Source organism: Pedobacter caeni (assembly GCF_900129215.1).
Taxonomy (GTDB): domain Bacteria; phylum Bacteroidota; class Bacteroidia; order Sphingobacteriales; family Sphingobacteriaceae; genus Pedobacter; species Pedobacter caeni.
Genome location: NZ_FQUQ01000006.1, coordinates 65,300 through 91,349, shown reverse-complemented (window position 1 = coordinate 91,349; position 26,050 = coordinate 65,300). Strand labels below are relative to the sequence as shown.

The 26,050-nt window shown below is 40.6% G+C and carries 20 protein-coding genes and 1 tRNA gene; 15 read left to right on the top strand and 6 right to left on the bottom strand.

Features of this window, described 5'->3' with window-relative positions; all coding sequences use genetic code 11:
• A tRNA-Ser gene (locus BUC20_RS27435) sits at window positions 1-90 on the bottom strand.
• Between the two features lie 316 nt (window positions 91-406).
• On the opposite strand from BUC20_RS27435, the gene BUC20_RS27430 reads away from it, so the two are divergent.
• Both BUC20_RS27430 and BUC20_RS27425 read left to right on the top strand, forming a co-directional pair.
• Window positions 407-1,096: a DUF4304 domain-containing protein gene (locus BUC20_RS27430; RefSeq protein WP_073235969.1), complete on the top strand. Its 690-nt coding sequence runs from the start codon at window positions 407-409 to the stop codon at window positions 1,094-1,096.
• 163 nt (window positions 1,097-1,259) lie between these two features.
• Window positions 1,260-1,628 (top strand): DoxX family protein, encoded by a 369-nt coding sequence (locus BUC20_RS27425; RefSeq protein WP_073235966.1) that lies wholly within the window; start codon window positions 1,260-1,262, stop codon window positions 1,626-1,628.
• Window positions 1,629-1,679: 51 nt separating this feature from the next.
• On the opposite strand, the gene BUC20_RS27420 is transcribed toward BUC20_RS27425, so the two are convergent.
• Window positions 1,680-1,940: a hypothetical protein gene (locus tag BUC20_RS27420; RefSeq protein ID WP_073235963.1), complete on the bottom strand. Its 261-nt coding sequence runs from the start codon at window positions 1,938-1,940 to the stop codon at window positions 1,680-1,682.
• Window positions 1,941-2,036: 96 nt separating this feature from the next.
• The gene (locus tag BUC20_RS27415; protein WP_073235960.1) at window positions 2,037-2,609 is read right to left on the bottom strand and encodes a hypothetical protein; all 573 of its coding nucleotides are present in this window, start codon (window positions 2,607-2,609) and stop codon (window positions 2,037-2,039) included.
• Window positions 2,610-2,726: 117 nt separating this feature from the next.
• On the opposite strand from BUC20_RS27415, the gene BUC20_RS27410 reads away from it, so the two are divergent.
• The gene (locus BUC20_RS27410) at window positions 2,727-5,918 is read left to right on the top strand and encodes a glycoside hydrolase family 2 (protein ID WP_073235957.1); all 3,192 of its coding nucleotides are present in this window, start codon (window positions 2,727-2,729) and stop codon (window positions 5,916-5,918) included.
• Window positions 5,919-5,925: 7 nt separating this feature from the next.
• Here BUC20_RS27410 and BUC20_RS27405 read toward each other — a convergent pair whose 3' ends face one another.
• Window positions 5,926-6,849 (bottom strand): AraC family transcriptional regulator, encoded by a 924-nt coding sequence (locus BUC20_RS27405; protein WP_073235954.1) that lies wholly within the window; start codon window positions 6,847-6,849, stop codon window positions 5,926-5,928.
• 127 nt (window positions 6,850-6,976) lie between these two features.
• Between BUC20_RS27405 and BUC20_RS27400 the strand changes: the two genes are divergently transcribed.
• The 7 genes from BUC20_RS27400 to BUC20_RS27370 all read left to right on the top strand — a co-directional run bounded on the left by BUC20_RS27400 (window position 6,977) and on the right by BUC20_RS27370 (window position 18,504).
• Window positions 6,977-8,305 (top strand): sugar porter family MFS transporter, encoded by a 1,329-nt coding sequence (locus BUC20_RS27400; RefSeq protein ID WP_073235951.1) that lies wholly within the window; start codon window positions 6,977-6,979, stop codon window positions 8,303-8,305.
• Between the two features lie 70 nt (window positions 8,306-8,375).
• Entirely contained in the window at window positions 8,376-11,702 is a 3,327-nt protein-coding gene (locus BUC20_RS27395) for a DUF5107 domain-containing protein (RefSeq protein ID WP_073235948.1), read from the top strand.
• A gap of 298 nt (window positions 11,703-12,000) precedes the next feature.
• Complete coding sequence (locus BUC20_RS27390) at window positions 12,001-14,190, top strand: tyrosinase family protein (protein WP_073235945.1); 2,190 nt, start codon at window positions 12,001-12,003, stop codon at window positions 14,188-14,190.
• 32 nt (window positions 14,191-14,222) lie between these two features.
• Window positions 14,223-15,842 carry an SCO family protein gene (locus BUC20_RS27385; RefSeq protein WP_073235942.1) on the top strand — a complete coding sequence of 540 codons (1,620 nt, stop codon included), beginning with the start codon at window positions 14,223-14,225 and terminating at the stop codon, window positions 15,840-15,842.
• The gene (locus BUC20_RS27380; protein WP_143166940.1) at window positions 15,776-16,078 is read left to right on the top strand and encodes a hypothetical protein; all 303 of its coding nucleotides are present in this window, start codon (window positions 15,776-15,778) and stop codon (window positions 16,076-16,078) included. The genes BUC20_RS27385 and BUC20_RS27380 overlap by 67 nt, the downstream gene beginning before the upstream one ends.
• Window positions 16,079-16,100: 22 nt before the next feature.
• A complete protein-coding gene (locus tag BUC20_RS27375; protein WP_143166939.1) occupies window positions 16,101-17,531 on the top strand; it encodes a hypothetical protein in 1,431 nt (476 codons plus the stop codon).
• A 70-nt stretch (window positions 17,532-17,601) separates the two neighbouring features.
• On the top strand, window positions 17,602-18,504 hold the full coding sequence (locus BUC20_RS27370; RefSeq protein WP_073235933.1) for an alkaline phosphatase family protein: 903 nt from the start codon (window positions 17,602-17,604) through the stop codon (window positions 18,502-18,504).
• Window positions 18,505-18,598: 94 nt separating this feature from the next.
• Here the strand turns inward: BUC20_RS27370 and BUC20_RS27365 are convergent, their stop codons facing one another.
• Window positions 18,599-21,181: a TonB-dependent receptor gene (locus tag BUC20_RS27365; protein WP_234994608.1), complete on the bottom strand. Its 2,583-nt coding sequence runs from the start codon at window positions 21,179-21,181 to the stop codon at window positions 18,599-18,601.
• 381 nt (window positions 21,182-21,562) lie between these two features.
• On the bottom strand, window positions 21,563-22,537 hold the full coding sequence (locus BUC20_RS27360) for a GlxA family transcriptional regulator (protein ID WP_073235926.1): 975 nt from the start codon (window positions 22,535-22,537) through the stop codon (window positions 21,563-21,565).
• 117 nt (window positions 22,538-22,654) lie between these two features.
• On the opposite strand from BUC20_RS27360, the gene BUC20_RS27355 reads away from it, so the two are divergent.
• The 5 genes from BUC20_RS27355 (at window position 22,655) to BUC20_RS27335 (ending at window position 26,026) form a co-directional block, all read left to right on the top strand.
• The gene (locus BUC20_RS27355) at window positions 22,655-23,086 is read left to right on the top strand and encodes a VOC family protein (RefSeq protein ID WP_073235923.1); all 432 of its coding nucleotides are present in this window, start codon (window positions 22,655-22,657) and stop codon (window positions 23,084-23,086) included.
• A 36-nt stretch (window positions 23,087-23,122) separates the two neighbouring features.
• Window positions 23,123-23,653, top strand: a complete 531-nt coding sequence (locus BUC20_RS27350) for an SRPBCC family protein (RefSeq protein WP_073235920.1) — start codon at window positions 23,123-23,125, stop codon at window positions 23,651-23,653.
• A 230-nt stretch (window positions 23,654-23,883) separates the two neighbouring features.
• A complete protein-coding gene (locus BUC20_RS27345; RefSeq protein ID WP_073235918.1) occupies window positions 23,884-24,690 on the top strand; it encodes a hypothetical protein in 807 nt (268 codons plus the stop codon).
• A 55-nt stretch (window positions 24,691-24,745) separates the two neighbouring features.
• Window positions 24,746-25,399, top strand: a complete 654-nt coding sequence (locus BUC20_RS27340) for a hypothetical protein (protein WP_143166938.1) — start codon at window positions 24,746-24,748, stop codon at window positions 25,397-25,399.
• A gap of 45 nt (window positions 25,400-25,444) precedes the next feature.
• Complete coding sequence (locus BUC20_RS27335; RefSeq protein WP_073235915.1) at window positions 25,445-26,026, top strand: hypothetical protein; 582 nt, start codon at window positions 25,445-25,447, stop codon at window positions 26,024-26,026.
• Window positions 26,027-26,050: the final 24 nt, after the last annotated feature.

The following is a 26,050-nucleotide window of genomic DNA, read 5'->3' as shown; positions in this document are numbered from 1 at the left end:
TGGCGGAGAGTGGGGGATTCGAACCCGCGGACCCTTTGACAAGTCAACAGTTTTCAAGACTGCCGCAATCGACCACTCTGCCAACTCTCCGCCGCAAAAGTACAAATCCTTATTGATTTTACAAATTAAGTTTGATTTATTTTTAATCTCACTGAAAAAGAGGTTTTTTGCTGCTTCTAAGGGCGAAATGCAGTGTTTCTTTGACCTTTTTCGAGCAGCATTTTAAGCGATTTCGAAGCTTTTGAATCAAGATATCCGGTCGGTTTAGACCTTAATTTGTTCATTTGATCAGGGTTTACTCCATTTTTACAGGTGTACATCAAGCTATTTCTTCTGTCTTATAACCCGGAAAATTGGTTTGCTGAGCTGACAAAAATGTTTAGTTTTGAGCGCAAAGTAATCCTTTATGAATCCAAGAGAAACTTTTTTAGCAGCATGTAACCAGATCGGCGAGGGACTTACAGAGTTTGGCTTTAAGGCCAGCAGGGCCGGACAAACCCTAAAAAAAACAACAACAAATAAGGATATTACTTTTGAAATCGACTTTCAATCCAGTTCTTTAAACAGTACAGGTTCTGTGAAATTGTTAGTCCATGTTATGATCAGCTCAAAACGATTAAAAAAGTGGGCACTGGAACAAAATGATGGTGAATATGGGCAGGGAATGATCTACGCAGAGCAGTTGGGGTATCTTACTCCTTTTAAGGAATGGAAGTCCTGGAATGTTTCCGAAACTGTTCAGGAAAGAGCTGTTGCCGAGGTTATTGAAATGATAAGAATGTATGTTTTACCTATTTTTGACTTATTTGAAAACAGCGAAAATGCCCAACAATTTTTGCAGCTTAATGGGACGAAATTCAATCGTTATGCCAATAAATCTCTAAGTCCGATGGCTTTTATGCTCTGCTTTGCAGGAAAAGAAGCTTCGCAGGAGTTCTTTCTTAATTATCTTGCAGATGCTACCGGAAAAGGGTTGATCCTGAAACTCTATCATGAACTAGAAGGAGGGGAGAAGATCAACTTAATGCATTCGGAGTTCGCTGAGTCTGTTTCTGTGAAGCTGGCCTTCCTAAATGACCTCAAAACCAATATATAATACCCACTCTTGTTCGGGAAGGAATATCTCATTTGAGAAGTAACATCTCATTGTCTGATTTCCCCCCTGATTATGTCGTTTTTGCACAACCTTAAACTGATGAATCGGACTTAATTTTGGAATGGTAAAAGAATTATAAAAATTAACCTATAACCAAACCAAAATGAAAAAGAATAAAATAATTTATTGGATTGCAACCACCCTGATTTTCCTGTTTGAAGGCGTGATGCCAGCATTGACTTCTCAAACGGAACTGGCTAAAGAAGGCATCAGACACCTGGGGTATCCTGAGTATTTCGGAGTGATGCTGGTGGTGTTTAAAGTGCTGGGATCTTTAGCCCTGATCATTCCCAAAACGCCGAAACGCGTCAAAGAGTGGGCATATGCAGGATTTGGCTTTGACTTTATTGCTGCCAGTGTAAGTCATTTCGCAGTAGATGGCTTTGGCTTTAATGGCTTCTTTCCTTTAATTGTGATGGCAGTTTTAGCGGTATCTTATGTTTATTACCATAAGATCAGCGATGTGCTTTAAGAGATAGATGGGATTCATTCCGGTACGACCTGCGTTGTACCGGAATGTTTATTATTTACCGCTCTTTGTACTTTTTAAATTCTCAAGGTAGGTCTCTAAAATACTTTTCAGGTAAAGTTCAGGTTTTGGCATCGTAATGATTGCTCCTGGTTCTTTATCTTGTGATTGCTTAATGTAATTGGCCTTTATCTTTCCCCAATCCAGAGAATAAAGCTGAATAAAGGTGTCCACAAATTGCTTGTCTGTATACTCTTTTGGAAGCTTACTCAGCACCATTTCAATTTTCTCTTCTTTTCTATGTAATACTGCCATGTTGTTTTTTTTCTTTTCAAAGCTACGAACAAATTTGATTAACACCTTATGTTTACTACTTTCTGTAAGTCTGGTGATTCCCTTTACAATTCTGTTTTAGTTTTCATTCATTTCCTCAAGATCAGCCTTTATCCCTTTGATTTTTCTGGTTTCAAAATGCTCAATGTACTCAGCTCTTGATCTGAACTGCGCATCAGGATTTTGCTCATAGCAGTAAATTGCCTTAAGGATTTTCTTGTTTTTCCTTTTGTCCTTCTGCTTGTTGTTCAGATATGCTTTGGTTTCCTCTTTATCAAATCCAAAAACGAGCTCCATATCTACATAAACCTGAAGATCTGTGTAAGCGCCAAATTTAGCTTCATAGAGTTCGTAGATGTCTTCGATTTCCATATGTTTATATAACATAAAAGCACAAAGGTCTACCGTATAAACAGGTGAATCTATTTGTGATGCTTTCAGCTCTTCGATCAAGAGCCATTTTATTAAAGTTTTATCATCAGCGCTATAATCTTCGTACAATTCAAGGATCAGGTCTTTTCTTTTTCCATAATTTAAGTCGAGGGATTCACCATAACCGCTTTTGCCGTTATGAATAAATTTAAAATCTTCCAGAACCGATTCTTCCTTCGATGCGTTATACTTCCCGATGACTTGTCTTAATTCGTTCATGTCCCGTAAAATTATCCATCATTAACGACATATTATCCATTCTGAATAACTTTCCTTCATTTAAGTTTGTACTTTATCAATTGATCTGGTTCTGGTTTATTTTATTAAATGCAATTTATGAAGTTCTTTATTGCTCTTTTTCTGTTTGTTTTAGTGTTTCAAACATCTTTTGCACAAGATCGTGTTTCACTTGCCGGTTCCTGGAATTTTCAGTTGGATCCTTCGGGGAATGGAGAAAAGGAAGGCTGGTATCAACGTGAACTTAAAGAACAAATCCAGCTTCCCGGTACGACAGACCAGGGGAAAAAAGGAATAAAAACAACAGGTGCTGATTATGGCATTTTATCCAGGGAATACAAGTATGTTGGAAAAGCCTGGTACAGCAGGGAAATTAATATTCCCCTGGCCTGGAAAGGAAAAGAGATAGAATTATTTCTGGAGCGGGTGATGTGGGAATCGAAAGTATGGATCGACGGAAAACCCTTAACCACAAGGGATGCGCTGGCAGTGCCACATCTGCATTCTTTAGGCAAACTAAAACCTGGAAAACATATCCTGACACTGCGGATCGATAATGGAATGATCTACAATATCGGGGATAAAGGCCATGTATACACTGAGTATACCCAAAGCATTTGGAATGGCGTTGTTGGAAAGATTGAGCTGAGGGCAAGGGCAGAAACCCGGTTAAGTAATGTGCAGGTTTTTCCTGATGCCACACAGAAAATACTGGAACTGAAATTGAAGCTTGAAAATCCATCAGCAATGAAACTGAAGTATACGATCGTGGATTTGCAGACCAGTAAAAAGGTATTCAGCAAAGAGTTGGAACTGTCTGTGGAAGCACAGCAAAACCATCGTCTGCAACTGAATTTCCCTTTAAAGCTGTGGGATGAGTTTTCTCCCAACCGCTATCGCATAACCGCAGAACTACAAAATAAAAACAAAACAGAGGTCGACTTTGGCTTCCGGAGCATCAGCCATTCTGCTTCCAAAATCATGATCAACAATGCTCCGGTATTTATGCGGGGAAATCTGGATTGTGTCCATTTCCCACTTACCGGATATCCTTCCTGCGACGTAAAAGAATGGGAAAGGATTTTTAAAATCTATAAATCATATGGCCTCAACCATGTTCGTTTTCATTCCTGGTGCCCGCCAGAGGCTGCTTTTGAAGCTGCCGATCAACTGGGGATTTATATTCTGGCAGAGACAATCTGGATCGATTGGTGGATGACCGATCCGCCTAAAGACCGGCCTGATATGATGACCCTGGGACTGCCACAAGGCCTTGGCAAAAATCCATCTGCAGATCGGTTTGTACAGGATGAATTGCAGCGAATGCTGGATACCTATGGCAATCATCCTTCCTTTACCATGATGGCTATTGGCAATGAACTGGGGAATTCTGATTTCGATGTGATGCAGGAATGGATTAAAAAGTTAAAAGCATCAGACAACAGAAGGTTGTATGCGGTGTCTACGGCAAGAAAAATCATGCCTGTTGATGATTTTTCAGCCACACATAACATCCCAAAAGTGGGAGGTACTTATGGATTGCAGGGTGCCCGTACGGATTATGACCTGGAGAAAAATTATTCCAAAAGTAATATCCCCATTCTCGCCCATGAAGTAGGCCAGTTTCCGGTATATCCTTTATGGTCTGAAATTGACAAATATACCGGTGTACTCAAAGCGCGTAACCTCGAAGTGTGCAAGGCCTCAGCCATTGCCAGCGGACTTGATCAGCAAGATGAAGTTTTTCATAAAGCGAGCGGTGCATTGCAAAGGGTTTTATATAAAAGTTTAATTGAGAATTTCTATCGTACGCCTTCATGTGGTGGTTTTCAGATGCTCAGTATGCAGGATTATCAAGGACAGGGAGAAGCACTGGTGGGTTGGCTGGATGTGTTTTATGAGGATAAAGGGACAACATCGCCAGCGTATTTTAAACAGTATAACAATGCTGTTGTCCCACTGGCGAGGTTTAAAAAGTTTGCCTGGGAAAGCAAGGATACATTTAATGCAGTTCTGGAACTGGCAAATTACGGTAGTGGTGAATTGAGTAAAAATTTGAAATGGCAACTTTTGATGGAGAACGATATTGTTCTAGGGGAAGGGACGATGGAAGCAGTTGTTAAAAGAGGAGAGGTAAAACAGGTTGGTACCATAAATGTGGTTTTAGAAAAAGTATTGAAGGCAAGTAAAGCCAGGCTCGTGCTGAGTCTGCCCGGGACAGAGTATCGCAATGAATGGGACTTGTGGATTTATCCGGAGATTTTAGCAGAACAGCCTTCTGCCCGGAACGCCTCAGGACAACAATCTTCGGTTCAGTCTGCTGATGTGATCGAAACAGATGTCCTGGATGAAAAAACAATAACCGCATTGCAGAATGGGAAGACGGTGTTGCTCTACGCAGCAAAACTGGGGAATACAGAAAGTTTCAGGCCGGTATTTTTTAGCCCTTTATTTTGGTCGAATGTGTTTTTCCCTGGTCAGGAAAATACAACATTAGGTGCTTATATCAATGATAGACATCCCATATATCGTGACTTTCCTACAGACTCCTGGACGGATTGGCAATGGGAATCTATCAGTAAAGGAAGCCGGGCATTTAAGCTGGCCGACTGGCCTGAAAGCATCAAACCAATGGCACAGCCAATCAGTGATTTTCACCTTAATGAAAAACTGGGTAGTTTGCTGGAATGTAGGGTTGGGAAAGGGAAGCTTCTGATTTGTGGTTATGATGTTCAGTCTGCCAAAAATCCTGTGGCAAAGCAATTCCGGTACAGTTTAATGAAGTATGTGAATTCCCCGGATTTTAATCCGGACACAAAAGTGGATGAGGCATTTCTGAGCAAAAGCTTTCCGCTGATCAAGCAGGCAGAAAGTAAAATTCCTGTACCCGCTGCATTTGCGGATGCTTTACTGTATGCAAAAACAACAGCACCTAATGCTGTACTGAAACGCAATACTCAGTACAAGCTGGAGGGTACCGAAGGCATCTGGCGTTGGGACAATAATGCGGCCTGGTATGGTAAAAAGATGGATTTGGAAATCAACCCTCCCCAGGGCGTAATAGGGGAGTTATTTATACACTTTGCAGACTGGAACAACGAGGGCCGGGATGCCAGAATCTGGATCGAAGGCCGTGAATTTAGCACTGGTAAGTTAAGTAAAGAAGGTAAATGGGTAAAGCTGTTTGTGATGAGAGAAGATACCAACGATGGAAAAGTAAAGGTCCGCATCGAATCTCTGGCAGGGAGCAATGCGATGATCGATGAGCTGGTATTTGTGGAAACTAAATAAGCTGTTTTTATAAAAATTTGGTTTCCCTGAGTGTTTCTCTTCTGCTCTTGTAATCTTGTGGAGAGACTCCCATAATTTTAGAAAACATTCTGGAAAAATAGTACTGGTCATCTATACCCAGTGTGGCTGCAATCTCCTTGATGCGGAGGTCTGTGAACTGAAGATACTGACAGGCTTTCTGAATCTTAATGTGATTAAAATATTTAATTGGCGCAAAGCCGGTTTGCTCTTTAAATAAGGCTGAGAAATGAGAGGGAGATAAATTAACCGCTTTGGCAACCTCTTCAAGGGTAAAGGTGCTGTGGAGGTTTTTTTGCATAAACTCTATCGCCACATCAATGGGATTGATCATCTGCTTCCTCGAAGAATAGTTGAATTTTTCATCAAATATAAAAGAGGAGAGAAAGTGAGAAAAACTCAGGTTTACATAACAGAGATTATCAGTACTATATCCTCTTTCCAGGTTCAGGTAGATATCTTCAAAAAGCTTTATCCTGGACTCATTGAACTGGACGAAACCTTTATATCCCTTTTGTCTTTTTGCCATCAATGTGATGAGGGGCTTTACCAGGTGACCTTTGAAGTGAGCCCAGTAAATGGTCCATGGATTGTTCTTGTCTGAAGCATAAGAATGAGACTGATCTGCAGGAATAACGATGAAATTTCCAGCAATCAGGGAATAGGAAGTGTCTCCAATTTTCGCTTCTCCTTTTCCGTCAATACAGTAAATCAGGATATATTGATCCAGGCCCTGATCACGTTCCCGATAGTGAAACTTTGCTTTTGGATAGAAACCAATATCTGTAAGGTAGATTCCAGACAACAATGGGTTCGAAATACAGGTTTTTATTAAAATGGATCTCGGCAATACAATCGCCTTTTGTCCGTTAAATCCCTCTTTTTTCTTAATTTCAGTCGTTTTGTTATCCATGTGCTGTCTTCTGATGGCGTGAATTTATATAGATTATTCCGTAATATTGTCCATTACTTTCGTAAATATCTCTATTGTTCAGCTGCGGGGATAAGTTCAAATTTGATTAACCAACCTAAACCTACAAATGCAGCAATTTAAAACTTCGTACCTGTTGTCCATCTCTTTTATCTCTGCCTTAGGGGGATACCTTTTTGGCTTTGACTTTGCCGTTATTTCGGGTGCATTGCCTTTTTTGCGGGATCAGTTTGGATTAAATGAATACTGGGAAGGTTTTGCTACCGGTTCATTAGCCCTCGGGGCAATTATCGGCTGTTTAACTGCTGGCCGGGTAGCCGATAAATACGGGCGTAAACCCGGATTATTTATCGCTGCCCTTATTTTTGGTCTTTCCTCTCTGGCAATGGCTTTTGCTTCTGGTCTGGGTGTTTTTATTACCGCCCGTTTTGTGGCTGGAATAGGAGTGGGGATGGCTTCCCTATTGTCGCCGATGTATATTGCAGAAGTTTCTCCTGCGCAATACCGGGGCAGAATGGTGAGCATCAACCAGCTGACCATCGTGCTTGGAATCCTGATCACCAATGTGATCAATTACTCGCTGAGAAATAGCGGACCTGATGCCTGGCGCTGGATGTTTGGTCTGGGAGCAGTGCCCTCTGCATTATTTGTATTGGGGGTCATCTGGTTACCGGAAAGCCCGAGGTGGTTGCTTAAAGCAGGGAAAGAAGCGCAGGGGAGGAAAGTACTGGAGAAAATTGGCGGAACAGACTTTTCGGACAGTTCTATGGATCTGATTAAGCTTTCTTTGAAAGGAAATCAACAGCTGAGCTATAAAGCGGTATTTGCAAAGGCCGTATTTCCGGCAGTCATGATCGGAATTGTCCTCGCTGTATTTCAGCAGTTATGCGGCATCAATGTGGTCTTCAATTATCCGTCAAATATCTTCGCCAGCATTGGCGCATCAAAAGACGACCAGTTGTTGCAAACGGTATTCATAGGTGGAGTAAACCTGTTTTTTACCCTTCTTGCGATGGTGTTGGTGGATAAAATCGGCCGAAGACCACTCATGCTGTTTGGAGCAGCGGCCCTGGCCGTGTTGTATGTGGTCATTGCACAGTTACTTTCTATTCATTCTGCTCTGGTAGGCGTATTTCTGCTGGCCGCGATAGGCACTTATGCGATTTCTCTCGGACCTGTCACCTGGGTGCTGATTTCGGAGATCTTTCCAAATCATGTCAGAGGAGCAGCATCATCCATTGCAGTCTTGTGTTTATGGGCAGCCTATTTTATCCTCACTTTTACCTTTCCGGTATTGGCAAAATGGATTGGAATGCACAATACCTTTTACCTCTATTCGGGCATTTGTATGCTGGGCTTCCTTTTTATAAAGGCAAAGGTGAGGGAAACCAATGGGAAAACACTGGAAGAGCTGGAATCGGTATTTAGTCCGCATTAGTTTCTATTGAACCACATCAATTATTAGTTATACCTCATTAATCATTATCTAACGGTTAAGCAATATTATTATGGAAGTAAAAGCATGGATGGAGAAAGTGACCATTCCGACTTACGAAACAGGTAAACCAGAAAAGAATCCGATATTTCTGGATAAGAGAGTTTATCAGGGAAGTACAGGTGCGGTGTATCCACATCCTGTGATTGAGAAAATATCCGACGAAAAAAAGGATAAGGAATACCTGGCCATTTATATAGAAAATGACTTTTTGAAAATCATGGTGCTGCCCGAGTTGGGTGGGAGAATTCAAAGAGCCTTTGATAAAGTGCGGAACCGTGATTTTATTTACTATAACCAGGTCATCAAACCTGCGCTGGTTGGCTTAACAGGACCATGGATTTCCGGAGGTATTGAATTTAACTGGCCACAGCATCATCGCCCGAGTACTTTTGATCCCCTGGATTATAGCATAGAGGAACATGCCGATGGAAGCAAAACCATCTGGGTAAATGAGCTGGAGCTGATGACACGGACCAAAGGAATGGCCGGTTTTACCTTGTATCCGGACAAGGCGTATCTGGAAATTAAAGGCAAAATATACAACCGTACGCCATTTCCTCAAACCTTTTTATGGTGGGCAAATCCTGCGGTAAAGGTGAACGATCATTACCAGTCTGTTTTCCCCCCTGATGTGTATGCTGTTTTTGATCATGGTAAGCGGGATGTTTCTGATTTCCCTATTGCTACCGGAACGTATTATAAAAAGGATTATGCTCCGGGAACAGACATCTCCAGATATAAAAATATTCCGGTACCGACTTCCTATATGGCCATCCGTTCTGAGTATAATTTTATTGGAGGCTATGAACACGATACTCAGGCAGGGATGCTGCATGTCGCCAATCACCATGTGGCACCAGGTAAAAAACAATGGACCTGGGGCGATGGGGATTTCGGACAATCCTGGGACAGAAACCTGACCGATGAGGATGGGCCTTATATTGAACTGATGACAGGTGTGTTTACTGATAATCAACCGGATTTTTCCTGGTTGCAGCCAAATGAAGAAAAGACTTTTGAACAGTATTTCATGCCTTATGCCAAAGTTGGCGCAGTTAAAAATGCCACTAAAGAAGCGATGCTGAATGTGGAAGTCAATGGAGATCATGTGGAGGTAAAAGTCTATGCCACATCGGCATTTCCCGCTGCAGAGATTAAATTGTTTGTAGATGGAGTGCTGATTGATACCAGTGTTTTTGACCTTTCACCATCGGCGATCTTCGAAAAAAGTATTCCTTTGATGGCGGAAGTAGGTCAGGAACGTATTGCTGTCCGTGTAGAACAGGCAAATCATAAACTCCTGGTGGGATTTGAACAGGAAGAGGTGCTTTCCAAGGAAATCCCTCCGGCAGCAACTGCAGCGAAGGATCCTGTCGCCATTGAGGCGATAGAGGAATTATACCTGAACGGTTTACATATAGAACAATACCGTCATGCAACTTATCTGGCGACAGATTATTATGAGGAAGCGTTGAAGCGGGAGCCGGGAGATGTCCGTTGTAACAATGCCATGGGTTTATGGTACATGAGACGTGGACAGTTTGCCAAAGCAACACCTTTTTTCCGTACTGCAATCGCAACATTAACCCTCCGGAATCCGAATCCTTATGATGGAGAACCCTATTATAATCTGGGCTGGTCGCTAAAGATGCAGGGGGAATCAGATCAGGCTTATGAAGCTATTTATAAATCTACCTGGAATGCAGCCTGGCAGGATGCTGGTTTTTTTGCACTTGCAAGGATCGCCTCAGAAAAAGGAGACTTAGAAGATGCCTTATATCTTGTTAATAAATCACTGATGCGGAATGGTCAGGCCCATTCGGTGCGCCACCTCAAAGCGGCCATTCTCCATAAAATGAACAGGGTTAAAGAAGCCCTGTCCTTTATTGAAGAATCCCTACTGACTGATCCTTTCAATTTCGGTTGTCTGTATGAAAGATATGTCATCTATCGGGAAGCCGCTGATCTGAAGGAATCGGAGAGGGCAGGACTTCACTTTGTGCAACTGATGAGACAAGATGTACACAACTATATAGAATGTGCACTGGACTATAGTCATGCGGGATTGTATGAAGAGGCAGTTGCCCTTTTATCAGTATATGTCGGAGAGCAGGAGGGAATTGTATATCCAATGGTGTATTATTACATGGGTTGGTGCTGCGCGCAGCGGGGAGATGAGAAATCTGCAAAGGATTATTTTTTGAAAGGACAGTTTGCTGCCCCTGATTTCTGTTTTCCACATCGCATTGAAGATGTAAATGTTCTGACATCCGCAATCGCCCTGAATCCTGATGACGCAAAAGCCCATTATTATCTGGGGAATTTTTGGTTTGGCAAACAACAATATAGAGAAGCAATCGCATGCTGGGAGAAATCAGTAGCTGCAGACCCTTCTTTTCCAACGGCTCATCGCAACCTGTCGCTGGCTTATCAGAATCAGTTGAAGGATTCAGACCGGGCATTGGTTGAACTGGAGAAAGCCTTTAGCCTGGATGTAAATGATGCAAGGGTTTTCATGGAGCTGGATCAGTTGTATAAGAAATTGGGATATGCTCCTGAAAGACGACTGGCTCTTTTAGAAAAGTATTCGGAGCTGGTAGATTACCGTGATGATTTATACCTGGAAAGGGTAGCTTTATGTAATCAGCTGGGGCGGTTTGAGGAAGCCCGGACGCTCCTGGCAACAAGACAGTTTCATCCATGGGAAGGTGGAGAAGGAAAAGTAGTAGGTCAATATCTGAGGTGTCATATTGGGTTGGCAAGAAAAGCAATGATGGAAGGGACATATCAGAATGCTTTAGACCTGCTTTCTGCTACGGAACAATATCCGCACAACCTTGGCGAAGGCAAGTTGTATGGCGCACAGGAAAATGACATTCATTACCTGCAAGGTTGTATTTATGAGCTGATGAATTTAAACGATCAGGCGAAAGAAAAGTTTAGGATCGCTACGGAAGGACCAACAGAACCTGTGCAGGCTATATTTTATAATGATCCGCAGCCGGACAAAATTTTTTATCAGGGTCTGGCATGGCTAAAACTTAATGAAAAGGACCGGGCTAAAGAAATTTTCGAACGTTTTGTGGAGTTCGGTAAGCTACATTTGAATGATGAAATCCGGATTGATTATTTTGCGGTTTCACTACCGGATTTACTCGTGTTTGATCAGGATCTGGATCTGAAAAATCACATACATTGTTGTTATCTGATTGGCCTGGGGTATCTAGGTCTCGGGCATTTTGATGAAGCGAAGAAAATGTTTAATGAGGTGTTGGAGATGGATGCAAATCATCAGGGTGCAAATACCCATCTTGATTTAGTTTCTGTTGTTAAGTAAAGACGTATCCAAATGAAATATTATAATATATGAAACAGAAAGAGCGCTGATTAACCGGGTTTTTAAACATGGATTTACGGAGGGCAAAGTATTTCGAATAAAATACCAACTATTAGGTATTTTATTCAAAATACTTTGCCTTTAACTTTGAGTACGTGTCAGTTAAGTGATTGGTGTTTTTGAAATCATGTCTTACACCTAGTGCGCTCTCATGCCGATAATTGTGGATATCAACATAAACACTGATTCCATCCTATCATCATATTGAGGGGTTAATACCTGTTAAATATTTTATAAGATGGATATAAAAATACTAATCGGCGGTTCAGCTGAGGCTTCAACCCGCTATATCGGTTGGAGTAGAACAAAATGTGAATTGAGGTTCACTGCTTTGGAAAATGAACAATTGCCATCCCGGCTGTTGTTGCAAAACATTCAAGATGCTCAGGCTGGTAAAATCGTGTTTCTGAGAAATACGGACGACCAGGAAAACGACCAGCTGGAGCTGACCATACCCCTTGGGGCAACACAAATTGAGGTTTACATTGCAGGTAAATATCCGCACTACAGCAAGGATGGCAGAGATGCCGGAATCGAGATTATTGATCCGGAATCGGGTGCTCTACTTCATCGGGAAGCCTTTATGGTACGTGTGAGGAGGAATGCGAATAAACTTTCAGAAAAAGAAAAGAAGGTGTTTTTAGAAACACTTCAAGTATTAAATGACAAAGGGAAGGGCCGTTTTGCTGAATTCAGAAGCGTTCATTCCGTTGATCCTCAGAATTTGGCTGAAGGCAATAAATATTATTTCCAGGCACATGGCTCCCTGGGGTTTCTTCCATGGCATAGGGCATTTCTGCTGGACCTTGAGCGGGAAATGCAAAAGATAGAACCAAGTGTAACCCTCCCTTACTGGAAATTTGATGAGGTTGCCGAAAAGGTTTTTACAGAAGATTTTATGGGTAGTCACGCATCAGGAAATGTTAAGTTTTCCAAATCCAATCCTATTGACGACTGGCTGGCAGATGGCATGCCAATTCGAAGGACAGCAGATTTTAATGTCCTGACCCAACCCGCACATAATGAGTTTGGTGCTTCTGTGTTAAGAGAAGAGCAGGTTATCGCTGCAGATTCATTTATTGATTTTACTAATTTAGAAGGAAATCCGCATTCGACTGCCCATACCAGTTTTAATCTGGACCTTACCAATGCACATACTGCGGTGAAAGATCCGCTGTTTTTTTTACTCCATACCAATGTAGACCGTATTTGGGCGAGGTGGCAATGGGAAAAAGATTTTTTCGACAAAAATAATGAGAGCGTTTATCCTCAGAACAGCAATGAACCTGAAGGTCATAATTTAAACGATACCATGTGGCCATGGAATAATGCTTCAGGGGGCAGTCGTCCGGCAACTGCACCCGGAGGTACATTGGCACCTTCTCCTCTGGTTAATGCACCTGGTCTCCGGCCTAAAGTAAGTGATATGATAGATTGGCAGGGACGTCTGAATAGCGGCGATCAGCTTGGATTTGATTATGACAATATTCCTTTTAAAAAATTCCGGGATCCGCTTGTTCCAATTGCAGCAGCAATTACATTCGCTCAGCCAGAGGGGAGCTTTACGGTCAGCAACCTGAAAGAAACAGAATTGCTGACCGGACAGGTAAAAAGCTTAGCCCTGGATGCCCTGGCAAACGAGGCTGGAAATCTGGCTATACGAAAAATGGTCATTCAAAAATCAGGGGCCTCAATAAGAAATGAAGATCTGTTCATTTCTTCTCTTTTAAGCATACTTGGCCGTAAAACAGAGCCGGTGGCGCTACGGCTTTCTGCACTCGTACAGTTACAGCAGTTGAGCATCACTTCTGCTAAGTTTCCGGCATCACGGGCAGAATTTGCAAACATCCTTAGAGGTATAGTTGATGATCCGGATCACACATTGCGTAAAAAAGCAATTATGATTCTTGCGATGCAAAAGGATCGTTATGTACGTGAAAAGCTAATTGAAGGACTTAAAGATCCCAACAAGGCATTAATCAGCCCCCAGGATGCGATTCAGTTACTTCGTTATGATATTCACGCCGACCTTTATCCGATCTTAACTGAGATCATCAATAACCCACCCAATAACGATGCCCGTAATGAAGCAATTTTGCTTCTTGGTCAGGATGCCGGTTCAGCCCTGCTGATCAGTAAAATATTAATGGATAAAAATGAACCTGTTGATGTGCGTATTATTGCGGCAAAGGCACTTCAAACTGCCGATGAGGGGTTGTTTAACACCTTGTCTAAAGGGCTCGTCTCAGAAGATGATGAAGATGAAGAGCTGCGTATCAAATTGCTCAGTAGTCTGTCTTTTAGCACAGCTATCCCCGCAATCGGACAGGATCAGGGATTTATCAACAAAGTAAACAAGCTTCATCAACAGCAAATTTCGGGACAAATGCAGGTCGTATCCGAAAGGTTTCTCCACAATTTAAAGTAATTTTTAAGTTAAATCAATTTAAAACCTTTACCATGGTTAAGGTGATCACAGATGACAGTCTGGCCAACCTTCCTACTGTAGCCATTGCAGCAAAAATAGATGCAATGGCAGCTCAGGGGAAGGGTAGGGACCTGCTTGACTACCTTCCAGAGCAATTCTATGGTTACCATGGGCGGAGTTCGGGGGAAATCAACAGGATAAAAGGATATACTTTTGCAGCCTTTCTTAAAACAGGACTGCCTGACGAAGCAATTCCTTTTGTGCTGGATGAGTTGGAGAACGGACTTGATGCTTATCTCGTTGCTGGCGCTGCAAGGGCTTTAAGGGGATTGAATCATGCGCTTCCAGCCGCCAGTTCGTACCTCATCAAAGCATTTTATAACATGCTCTTCATGGATGATGCACTGAGCTTCGAAAGCTTTAATGTAAAATATCCGCTTTCATCATACACCACGCCCCTTTCGGAAATCCTGGAGACGATGAAGTGGCTGAAAGTTGAGGATAAACACACACTGGATGCTTTAGAAAAAGTCTATGCCGTACACCAGAACATCCTGAGTAAATCGGCAAAAACCTTACTTCTGGAGACAATTGAATTAAGCAGACCGCACATAAGTGTGGAGAACGATTGTTGCGCTATACCGCTGCATGCTCCGGTTCATACCTTTATTCATAAAAGACGGATGAGAAGGGAAGTGCAGGAGCAGGTCCGGCTGGAAGATCAGGATGAGCAGGCACTCTCCTATAATGACTTTTTTACTTCCGGATTTACAGTGCTGATCTTCTTTTATACCAGATGTGATAACCCTAACAAATGTTCCTTATCGGTCTCCAGATTCAGCAGATTGCAATACTTACTTGAAGAAAAAAGGCTGAATCAGATTCGGCTCGCGGGCATTACCTACGATGCCGGATATGATGTATCCTCCAGGTTAAAGAGCTATGGTGATAACCGCGGTTTTGCTTTTAATCGGCAGCAACGCTTTTTTAGGGTAACTTCCGGATTTGAGACATTAAGGTCTTATTTAAATCTTGGGGTCAATTATGCAGGATCGGTAGTCAACAATCACGCTATAGAGCTTTACATACTGGATAAAAAGGGAAATGTAAAGGTGGCGCAGACACGTCTGCAATGGAACCCGGAAGAAATCAGAGATATACTGATCTCTTTATTGTCAAAAAAGGAAAGTGTTTCCATCAGGAAAGTCCTGCGTATTGCCGGCAATACACTTTCTGGTATACTGATTGCCTTTTTTCCAAAGTGTCCGGTGTGCTGGGCAGGATATATGAGTCTTTTTGGTGCAATTGGACTTCAATCGATTCCATATACTCCCCAATTGTTCTATGTTGTCCTTATGGGAATGTTGCTAAACCTATATGTTAATTATAGGACCTGCAGAAAAAAGAACATCAGAAATGCATTTTATATCAATGTATTAGGATGTTTCCTGGTGATCACCGGGTATCTGTGGAAATTTCAGTTCGCCATATATGGAGGGATTGTAGCATTATTGATCAGCTCCATGTACATCAACCTTTCCGGTATTTTTCAATCTCTTTTTCGAAACAAAAACAATCAAAGAATATGGCTATCTCAAGAAACTGGAAGGCAATTTCGTTCGACGGAGTTGCAGGACCTGAAATTAAAGTAAATGCTGAAGTGAATACCGGCATGTTAACGGTAATGCCGGAATTGACAAAAAGAGGTGTATTGGAAAGCTTTCCTGGAGTTCTGGAGTTAAATCTCCTGAATGCAAGCGATGCTGCTCATGAGCATTTTTTACCGGTTCAGTATAATGAAAAGATTCCCTCTGTCAAGGAATATGGATCAGTACAAATCTTTTATAAGGACCAGCTGATTAAGTCAATTAAAGTGGAAATCGTTTAAACGATTATTAAAACGAATCAAAATGAAAACATCTAAATGCTCAGTCTCAATTCTCGCCGCATTGGTGATGTTTTGCATGACATCAGTAAAGGGTCAATTGAGCCGGGTACCCTATGGTACTGATCAGCTTAAAACTCAGATACAAGGTATTCTTAGTTTAAAGGGTACAAAAACGGCTGTAACGGATACTATCTTTGATAAAAAATTAGACTCTGTTCTAAACAAGGTGAGTGGCTTAACTTATAAAGAAGGAAAAGCGGGATTTTCTTCTGCTACAGTTGATGACAAAGGCATAACCATCAATCTTAAAATTTTGGATAACAGCTGGCAAACTTTACAGGTTTCGATTGCCGGAGAAGCGAAAGACAAGTTTGTAAACCTATTCTCTAAAGGAAGCTATGGAAGGACATTGAGTGGGGGACTAACCTGGAATCTGTTCCCCAGATGGAACCTGGCAACGATTGACAATGCTGGCAAGATCTCACTTGACAATAAGATCGCCAAGGTTGTCAATGAATTTGAGGCGAAAAGAAGTCAATGTATCGGACTAAATGAAATCACAGATTTAGTTACCCTATTCCGGACTCATGGTAGGTATATCCATAAAAAATCTGAGGCAGTTATCGATTCTATTGATATAGCGTCATATGATGAAAAAATATCCAAACTGAAGAATCTGCTCAAAAAGTATAAAGGTTATCTGCCCAAGGACTTTGATGAAAAATCGTTGAAAGCGCAGCAGATCGAGATTGGTTTGTTTGAAAACAGCAAAACTGAGGCGTATGAGAATTTTTCTTTACAAAAGGAGCTTGATACCATAAATAATTTGCAGCTTGGATATGATAATAGAAGGACCTGGTTTTTTTGGGGAACTATTGGAGCTAAAATTAATAATGATCAATATCCGGTTTTTGACATAGATAAACCAAAAACTGATTATGTGAGGACCACGCACGATAATTTCATCGGTTTAACTGGATCAGCTAACATTTTACTTAAAACCAAAGGGATGTCTTTATGGATTTCGCCAACGTTCAGGTATAAGAATGCGCGTGAATTTGATACTGATAACCTGAAGTTTTTAGATCTGCCAAAAGAGACACAAACCATCGATGGTAAGCCACTTGTCGAATATAAGCAAATCTCGTACTATCAGGAGATTGCAGCCAGAAAAGATCATTATACGGCCGAACTGCCATTTATGCTTTTTTTTCCAAAAGCAGGTTTTGGATTTGATCTCGCGATTAATCACCGTTTAAATTATGAAAAGGAAAAATGGGGTGGCAGATTTGGTGTTTTTGTTCCAATCGGAATAGGAACCGAGCAACTGATCATAGAGCCTTTATGGACATTAAAGAAGCTTGATCAAAAAGACCTTGATTTTTGGAAAGATCAATCATCAATTGGTGTGAGTATAACCGTAACCATTCCCAAATTTGTCTCCAATAAATAGCCAAAAGGGTATTGGGATTGCATCTGATACAAATCGTGGATATGTAAATCAGATAATTGTACTTTTAGACATGAAGAAGTTTTTATTTAAGTTGTTTTTTTTATCAGTCGCCTCGGTTTCCGTGATGGCGCAAGGGAGTCCGGCCAGGGTATTGATCATTGGCCTTGATGGCTTTAGTACAGAAGGTTACAAGGTTGCAAAACATCCCAATATCGATAAGATGGTGGCTGATGGGGTACTTTCGTTAAGTACCAGGCCAGTGATGCCCTCGATTACTTTACCTAACTGGACCAGTCATCTAACAGGTTCCGGTCCTGAAGAACATGGGATTACGGCAAATAACTGGACTTTAGAGAAGCATCCTTTGCCGGCAATAGCTGTTGATGAGGAGGGCTATTATCCTTCTATTTTTAAGCTGTTGAAGGATATGGTGCCTAATGTGAAAACAGCCTACTATTATAACTGGAAGGAGCTGATCAATCCCATCAATAAGAAATACCTTGATGAGGTCGCTTTTGAGGAGAATGATGGCTATTCGGCGAATTATAGTAAGGCCTTTGATTTCATTCTGAAACATCAGAAAGACCCGGCTTTGATTTTTCTCTATAGTGTTCACACGGATCATGCCGGTCATGAATTTGGTTGGATGTCTGATCCATATATCAAGGCAATTGAAGACGCTGATGTCGCAATAGGGGCTTTATTGGATAAGTTAAAAAAGGAAGGCCTTTACAAAGGCACTCATTTTCTGCTGATCACCGACCATGGAGGAATCAACAAAGGTCATGGCGGTGTTTCAATGAATGAAATGCAGGTTCCCTGGGCAATTACGGGTCCTCAGATTCGAAAAAGAGGATTGGTGACAGACTTCAATAGCAATAAGAATACTTCATTTGTGCTGGCGAAAATTTTTAACATCAGCAAATTGCCGGATGCCTGGACAGCTATTTTGCCAAATGTTATTTTTAAATAGGACTCGTTGAGTTTTGCGTAAGCACTGCGATTCATAGAACAACCGCCTCATATTTTATCTATGAGGCGGTTGTTTACAGGATATTTAAGCAATATTAAAAAGCATAACGTAGTGTAATTCCATAAGTTCTGGGGTCACCAAGTACCCCGGCATATAAACCGGAGTTACCTGCTGCAGCCTGCAATTGTTCGTAATAATTTTTATTGGCGATATTTCTTACCCAACCTAATACAGAGAATTTATCTGATTTAAATCCTAATCTCGCATTCAGCAATGAATAAGCTTCCACATTCAATACACGTGAAGGTGTTGGATTTGAAGAATATTGAGAACGGTAACTGGCATCAGCAGCTATAAAATATCTTCCTGCGGTATTGGCTAAATTTCCAGGGTTACTGAACTCTGCGCCACCAGAAACATTCCACTTAGATACCCCCGGTAACCTGCCTCCTGAAGCATCTTTAAAAGCTACCTGCGTAGCCACGCCATTAACAAGCTCTGTATGTCCCGTTTCTTCCAGTGGGAGCGGTGCATTTGTAAATTTTACATATTTCCCATCAAGATAAGCCACGGCGGCATTTAAAGTCAGGAACCTTCCCAATTGATAACTTCCATCCACTTCCAGTCCTTTTACATTCACTTTTTCTGCATTGGCAAGATAACCTCTGTTTACACCCAGTTGTGGTGATTGGACATTCGTTTGATAATCTTTAATATCCGTATTGAAGGCGCTTACATTGATCAATGTACCTTTAAAAGGTCTGGTCTTAATACCTAATTCATAATGCTGAACATATTCTGGTTTTACGATCGCCACAGACAAGTCTGGTTCACCAGTAGAAGTAGTTGGTAAGCCGCCTACGTTAACACCAACTGGTTTATAAGCGGTAGAGAAAGTTCCATAGGCATTTAGCTTAGTTGTAGGGCGGTAGGCCAGGGTGATGTTACCTGACAAATTATTGTTGTCTACACTGGTATTGAATTTCTGATTATTATAAACCGCATTTTTAAGGGTAATTAAATCAGCATTTGAAGTCTGAAGTCCACCATAAGTGACCCTGTCATAATCCACATCTTTTTTATCATAGGTATACCTTAAACCAGGCAAAACATGAAAGTGATTTAGAAATTCCCAATCCACCTGTGCAAATACCGCAGTACTTAATGATTTGATGGTTGAATTGGTTCTGATGCCATAACCATCTAATAAGCCTGGTGTGGAGTATAATGCCTGAGTACCGGTATTACCTGTTTGTACGAACCTCCACTGATCTTTTCCCACTTCTTCTGTCTGGTCCAGTCCTTTCAGGTTCTGACTTAGGGCAAATACACCAATTACAGCACTTACTTTTTCTGCGATATTACCAGCGTATCTGATTTCTTGCGAATATTGATCATGGCGGGAGTTTCCCTGAGACTTGGTTAGTGCAGACAATTCAGAGAAATCCCTGTCGTTTGTAGGATTCCAATTCCAGAATCTCCAGGCAGTAGTTGAAGTCAGTGTTCCATTACCGATCTTGTAATCCACATTTGCGGATATGCCACCAATGGACTGGTCATGCTTCCATGGGGTGTTGGTATTGATGGTTCTTGAAGAAGGATCTGCCACAGGCTGCTGATAACCCAAATCGGAAACAATTTTAGCATATTGGCGGTAAGCGCTTCTTTCTGTGGTGGTCACGCCTGCAATTACAAGCGGGTAACCTGCTGGGTGCTGAATGCTTGCATCCCCACTTAACAACACCTGTAATTTCTCTGAAGGTGTATAATACAACTGACCTTTAAAACCGAGGTTGTTTTGACCACTATATCTGCGTTCTTCTTTAGTATTGAAAATGGTACCATCCCGTTGAGTTCCGGAAATGGATAACCTGGCAGCAAGATTTTTTGCCACGCCACCCGAAACCGAGGTCTTGGCCTGCAGAAAATTATAGTTTCCAAAACTCAGTTCAACTTTTGCGCTTGGTGTTTGAGTTGGTTTTGAGGTAGTGATGTTAAATGCACCTGCAGTGGTATTCTTGCCGAATAAAGTTCCTTGCGGGCCACGTAGTATTTCTATCCGTTCGATGTCAAGAAAATCTGTAGAGGTAGCTGCCGGACGAGCCTGGTAAACCCCATCTACATAAAAGCCTACTCCGGGATCTATACCATCGTTGGTTAGACCGAATGTTGAGCCTAGTCCTCTGATGTTAAGGGTCGTGTTTCTGGCATTTGAAGCATATAGCTGTACGGACGGAACCAGTTCTTTTAAACGGTTAACATTAAAAGCTCCTGCGTTTTCCGCAGCTTGTCCGCCGATCACCGTGATTGCGATGGGCACATCCTGAAGTACCTCAGAACGTCTTCTTGAGGTTACAACGATCTCATCCAGGAGCTCACTTTCAATCAGTACCAGTTCAAAAGGTGTATCCTGAAGCTTTAATACCTGGAAATCCTGTGATTTGTAACCAACGGAACTTACCCGGAGGTAAAATGGAAGATCCTGCTTTGAATCGATGCTGAACTTACCTTCGTTATCGGCCATTACCGCAATCTTAGTGCCTCTGATCGATACTGTTGCGTTTGGTACCGGAGTACCGTTACTACTTTTTATAATACCTGTTATCGGGCTTTGGGCAAAAACATAACTGGCCGTAAGCATAAATGAGAGGATAATAAGTAAATGTTTTTTCATCATATAAATATTAAATGGTTTGTGGTGATACGCGATCTGACATCACGTATTTTGTTTTGTCTTTTTAAGAATAAATGGCATAGTAAGACCATGAGGATATTTTTCGTGTCCTGTCAGGTTTTAAAAAATGCGATGTGATTTGTGGGTGTTTTAGTTTTGCTCAGTGATTACTGAAAGAAATCAACAACAACAGTTACCGTCTAATAGAAAGAGCGTTCCTTCTTCAGATGTTTTTCTTTTCATTTTTATAAAATGTAAGCCTGTTTTCATTGGGTTCTAGATTGTTAAGGGTTCGTTTGATAATGCGAAGATAGCATTCTTTTTTGGTATTCAAATAAAATCTATGGAATTTGTAGTATTTATTTAAATAAGCAGTAATTACCATTAAGCGGGGGGCATATTATACTTTTCCCTATAGGCAACAGGTGTAAGATCGGTGATCTTTTTAAATGCATCCCGGAAACTCTGTGTATCTGTATATCCCACTGTCACCATTACCTCGGAAACAGACCTAAGCCCCGTTTCCAAAAGTTTTTTAGCCGCTTCTATTTTGATGCGCTGTATATATTCCGCAACTGTAAGATGGGTTGCCTTCTGGAACCTGCGCTCAAAAGTTCTTCTTGTGATGTGATATTTTTCAGCCAGATCGGCAACGGTTATTTTGTCTGTAAAATTTTGTTCAATAAAGGCCTGGATTTCTTTGATCAGTTCATCATTGTGTTTTTTAAATCCTTTAAACACGACAAAGGGGGTTTGATTCACCTTGTTGATGTCCACTACGAAATGCTTGGCAACCTGTATTGCTGTTTGCCTGTCCGTAAACTTTTCTATAAGGTATAAAAGCAGGCTCCAGTAAGCATTGTTGCCTCCACTTGAGTAAAGCCCTTTGTCAACCGTAAAAATTTTATCTTCTGCCAGCCGAACTGCGGGGTAATAACTTCTAAATTCATTGGCATAATCCCAGTGTGTGCTGCATTGCTTGTTTTTAAGTAATCCGCTAAAGGCGAGTAAAAATGCGCCTACACAGAAGCTTGCAACTTCTGCACCATTTTTATACTGATTGGCTATCCAGCCCGCATAGTCCTTATTTAAATAGGTAGCGCTAATCATATCGCCCGACATAGGTGGAATCACAATCAGATCATGCCGCTGTTCTTTATAAATCTGTCCATCCGGCCGGATGGTAAACAAACCGTTGTTCAATTGTACATCCTCTCCCAGTCCAACCAGGGAAACCCTAAATAGCTCTGGTTTGCCCATCTGCTTTAGCAAACTATTGGTGTAGGTAAACACATCATACGTATCGGTAATGGCTGCTAGAACCGCACGTTTTATGGCGAGTATGGATATCTGGATCATTCAGTAAAAATAAAAATTATAATTGTCGCATTCCCCTTCTATACTATGTCGCATTTACCCATCACCACCCAGGTGAAATGCATTTACCTTTGTTAAACAATTAAATCTTCATTCCTTATGATTGGCACGAATACCTATCTCCATTTTACCGGAAATGCCCAAGAGGCATTTAATTTTTATAAATCAGTCTTCGGTGGTGAATTCAAAAATATTCAGCATTACAAAAGCCTGGACAGCGGAAAAAAAATGTTACCCGAAGACCGGGAAAAACTCATCCACATTACCTTACAGATTTCAGATGGCATCAGTATTATGGCTTCTGATGTGCTGACTTCAATGGAAATACCTTTTAATGCGGGAAACAATTTCCACATCTGTATGCACACGGAAAATGAACAAGAAGCCGATCGGTTGTTTGGGGCACTTTCTGCAGAAGGGAAAATAGATATGCCGTTAAACAAGACATTCTGGGGAGCCTACTTCGGAATGTGTCGTGATAAATTTGGCATTCAATGGATGATCAATTTCGACAATCAGCAGTCCGCATAACGTTTCAAACAATTAGAATAAAAAATGTAAATACGAATGAAAATGATTATAAAAATAATAGTTGTCATAATTGCCATTGTTTCTGTATCCCTGGTTATTGCCATGTTTTCCAAAAACAAGTATACATTAACGCGTGAAATTATTGTCAACCAACCAGCGGATACTGTTTTTAATTACCTCAAGTATTTAAGGAACCAACCTGAATACAACAAATGGTTACTACTTGACCCAAATACGAAAATTAGCTACAAAGGTGAAGCTGATGGATTGCCAGGTGCTATACTAACTTTTGAAAGCAGCGATAGTAAAACAGGTAAAGGTGAATTTGAAATTAAAAAAATAACAGCTGGTGAGAAGGTTGATTTTGAAATTCGCTTTCGGGCCTTTACAGCCAACGGATATATGGCCGTAAGAGCCCTGTCGCCAAATTCAACAAAACTAACCTGGGTTTATAACAGTGGGATGAACTGGCCGGTTAATCTTGTGCTGCTGTTTATCGATATGGATAAAATCATCGGTAATGACATTGCCGAAAGCCTGACTAATATGAAACACCGACTGGAATAACATATTTTCATAATTTTCCAGCGTTATATACACTTGCGCCTGCTAAGCATTTCATTACGAATGATAGCCAGGAATCATCAAATATACGCTGCTTTTGGGCGAATAATAATTGTCGGATAAACTGCTAAATAATAAGCTTATTTTTAAGTATGTTAAACCTGGTGGAAAAACGGAAGAAAGTTGCAGTAAGGTATGCCAATAGATAATCCACCAGCGTTAAGATCTTAAATATGAAAACAAACTTTTTATTGGCGCTTCTACTTTCTTTATCGATAACTAGTGTTGGGCAGCATAATAATTATCAGAAAAAATTGACCGGACAGATCAAAAAGAACATCAGCTTCATTCGTAGTTATGTTTATGCAGAACACCCGGATTACAATATTGATAGCCTTTGCAAGGTAACGGCGAAGAAGGTGGTGAATTTAATGGCAGGCAATAATTATTCGTCAATTTATGATCAAAGTCTCGGTTTAAAGTTGTCTGCAGAGCGCAAGGACAAAACAGCCATTAAAATTTATAATTTTGGTTATGATTGTGGGGGAACGAGGAGGATCATTACACACCCTATTATTCAATGGAAAAATGAATACGGCAAAATCTTTGCCTACAATTTATCTTCAAAGATTAACTGCAATTTTGTCGAAATACATCAACTCAAAAGCCAATCGCGTAATTTATACTTGTTAATTGGGGCAGAGGCTGGTGATGGTAGTTGTTATCAAGGCATCGCATATGTAATTGAGATTAGGGGTGATTATTTAATCGTAAATCATCCGGTTTTTGTTAATCGACCCTACCTGAATTTGTGTAACAGAGAATTTGACTTCGACACTAAAACACAGGTTTTAACTAGTTTTCTGGGACATCCCTCAGTTCCTTCTCCCTTAAAATATGCGGTAGAAGGCCAAGGAGATTATTCAAAAGATAAAATGGCCAATATAAAATTAACAGCATTAATAGGTGCAGGCTACAATAGCGAACCAAGTATTTTCTATTTAAAATTTAACGGACATCAGTTTGTCAAAGAAAATTAAAGACATGAAGATTTCGAAATTACAAATTGGGCTCATTTTTTTTATCATAAGCTATTTGACAAATAGTAATTCAAAAGTATACGCTCAGGCTGCAACTGTTATTTCTGATACATTGAAGAAAAACAGCATAAATGATAAAATAGGAAGAAAAATAGTTACTGATTCTCTGATATTGTATAATGACTCTTTGTATGGCAACCTGAAACTAAATTTTACTGAAATATCGAAGAATAATTTTCAATCCTACAAAAGGAAATATAAAACAAGTTGTGTTTTGGATTCCGGACAATTTATCAGTGGCTCAGGTCTTTATGTAATTCAGGGCTGTGAAGAGATTTGTGAGACTTATCTGGCAGAAAGGAGTACGAATAGAAAAATGTTAATGCCTTCAAACTATGATGCAGGAATATTAAAGATGTTACTTTCTCCATCGTGTCATCAACTCGTAATTTGTTCATCCTATGATGGCTCTGATTATGGAGCCTATTATGAATATAGAGCGGAAATTTTTTTATTCAATGTTTCAACAGGAATCGGGTTAAAAGGAATAACACCTTCTCTTAAATATTATACCAAAGACTGGTCAATTAATGATTTGACCTGGGTGGACGAGAATACTATAGCTCTTGAATTGTATAATGGAACACGGACGGGGAATGACGAGAATTTAAAATTCAGGTATTTCAAGTCAAATTTAAATGCGAAATAGCAGGTAATACAACGAATCATTAATTGAAGATAAACAGAGAAATACATGAAAAAATCAGCGGTAACCTTAATTTTTCTATTCACTCAATTGATAGCTTTTGGACAAAACGAACTATTAAAAGATGTTGATCATGATGGCATAATAGATACTGTCTATGTTGACTCCACAAAATATACAATCGTTTGTAAATTATCCACAAAAAATTACAACCCAATATCAAGTAAACCTATTGAGATTTTGAATTTAATGTCGGGTGTTGTTGGAACAAAAAACGGTTTCGAATTTTTTAACGACTGGATGCGTGCTGGTTATAAAAATCAATTTAGATACAACACTAAAACTAAGAAAATACAATTAATTGGTATGAGCAGATATGAATTTGGGAATGCTGTTAACGACGGAAGTGGTGAGTCTAGTGTCAATCTTTTAACTGGAGATTATATTGGAAATTGGAATTATTATGATGAGGATAAAGATAAGTTAACTAAAATACCAACTATAAAAGCTAAAATGAAGTTCAGTTCAATAAATTTAGAGGACTTTGGAGAAGAAATCTATTTTGGTTATTCTGAGAATTGTGCTGAATTATTTTATAAACACAAGAAAATAAGAATGAATAGAAGGTAGCGACTATAAGTAAATAAAGTGCCT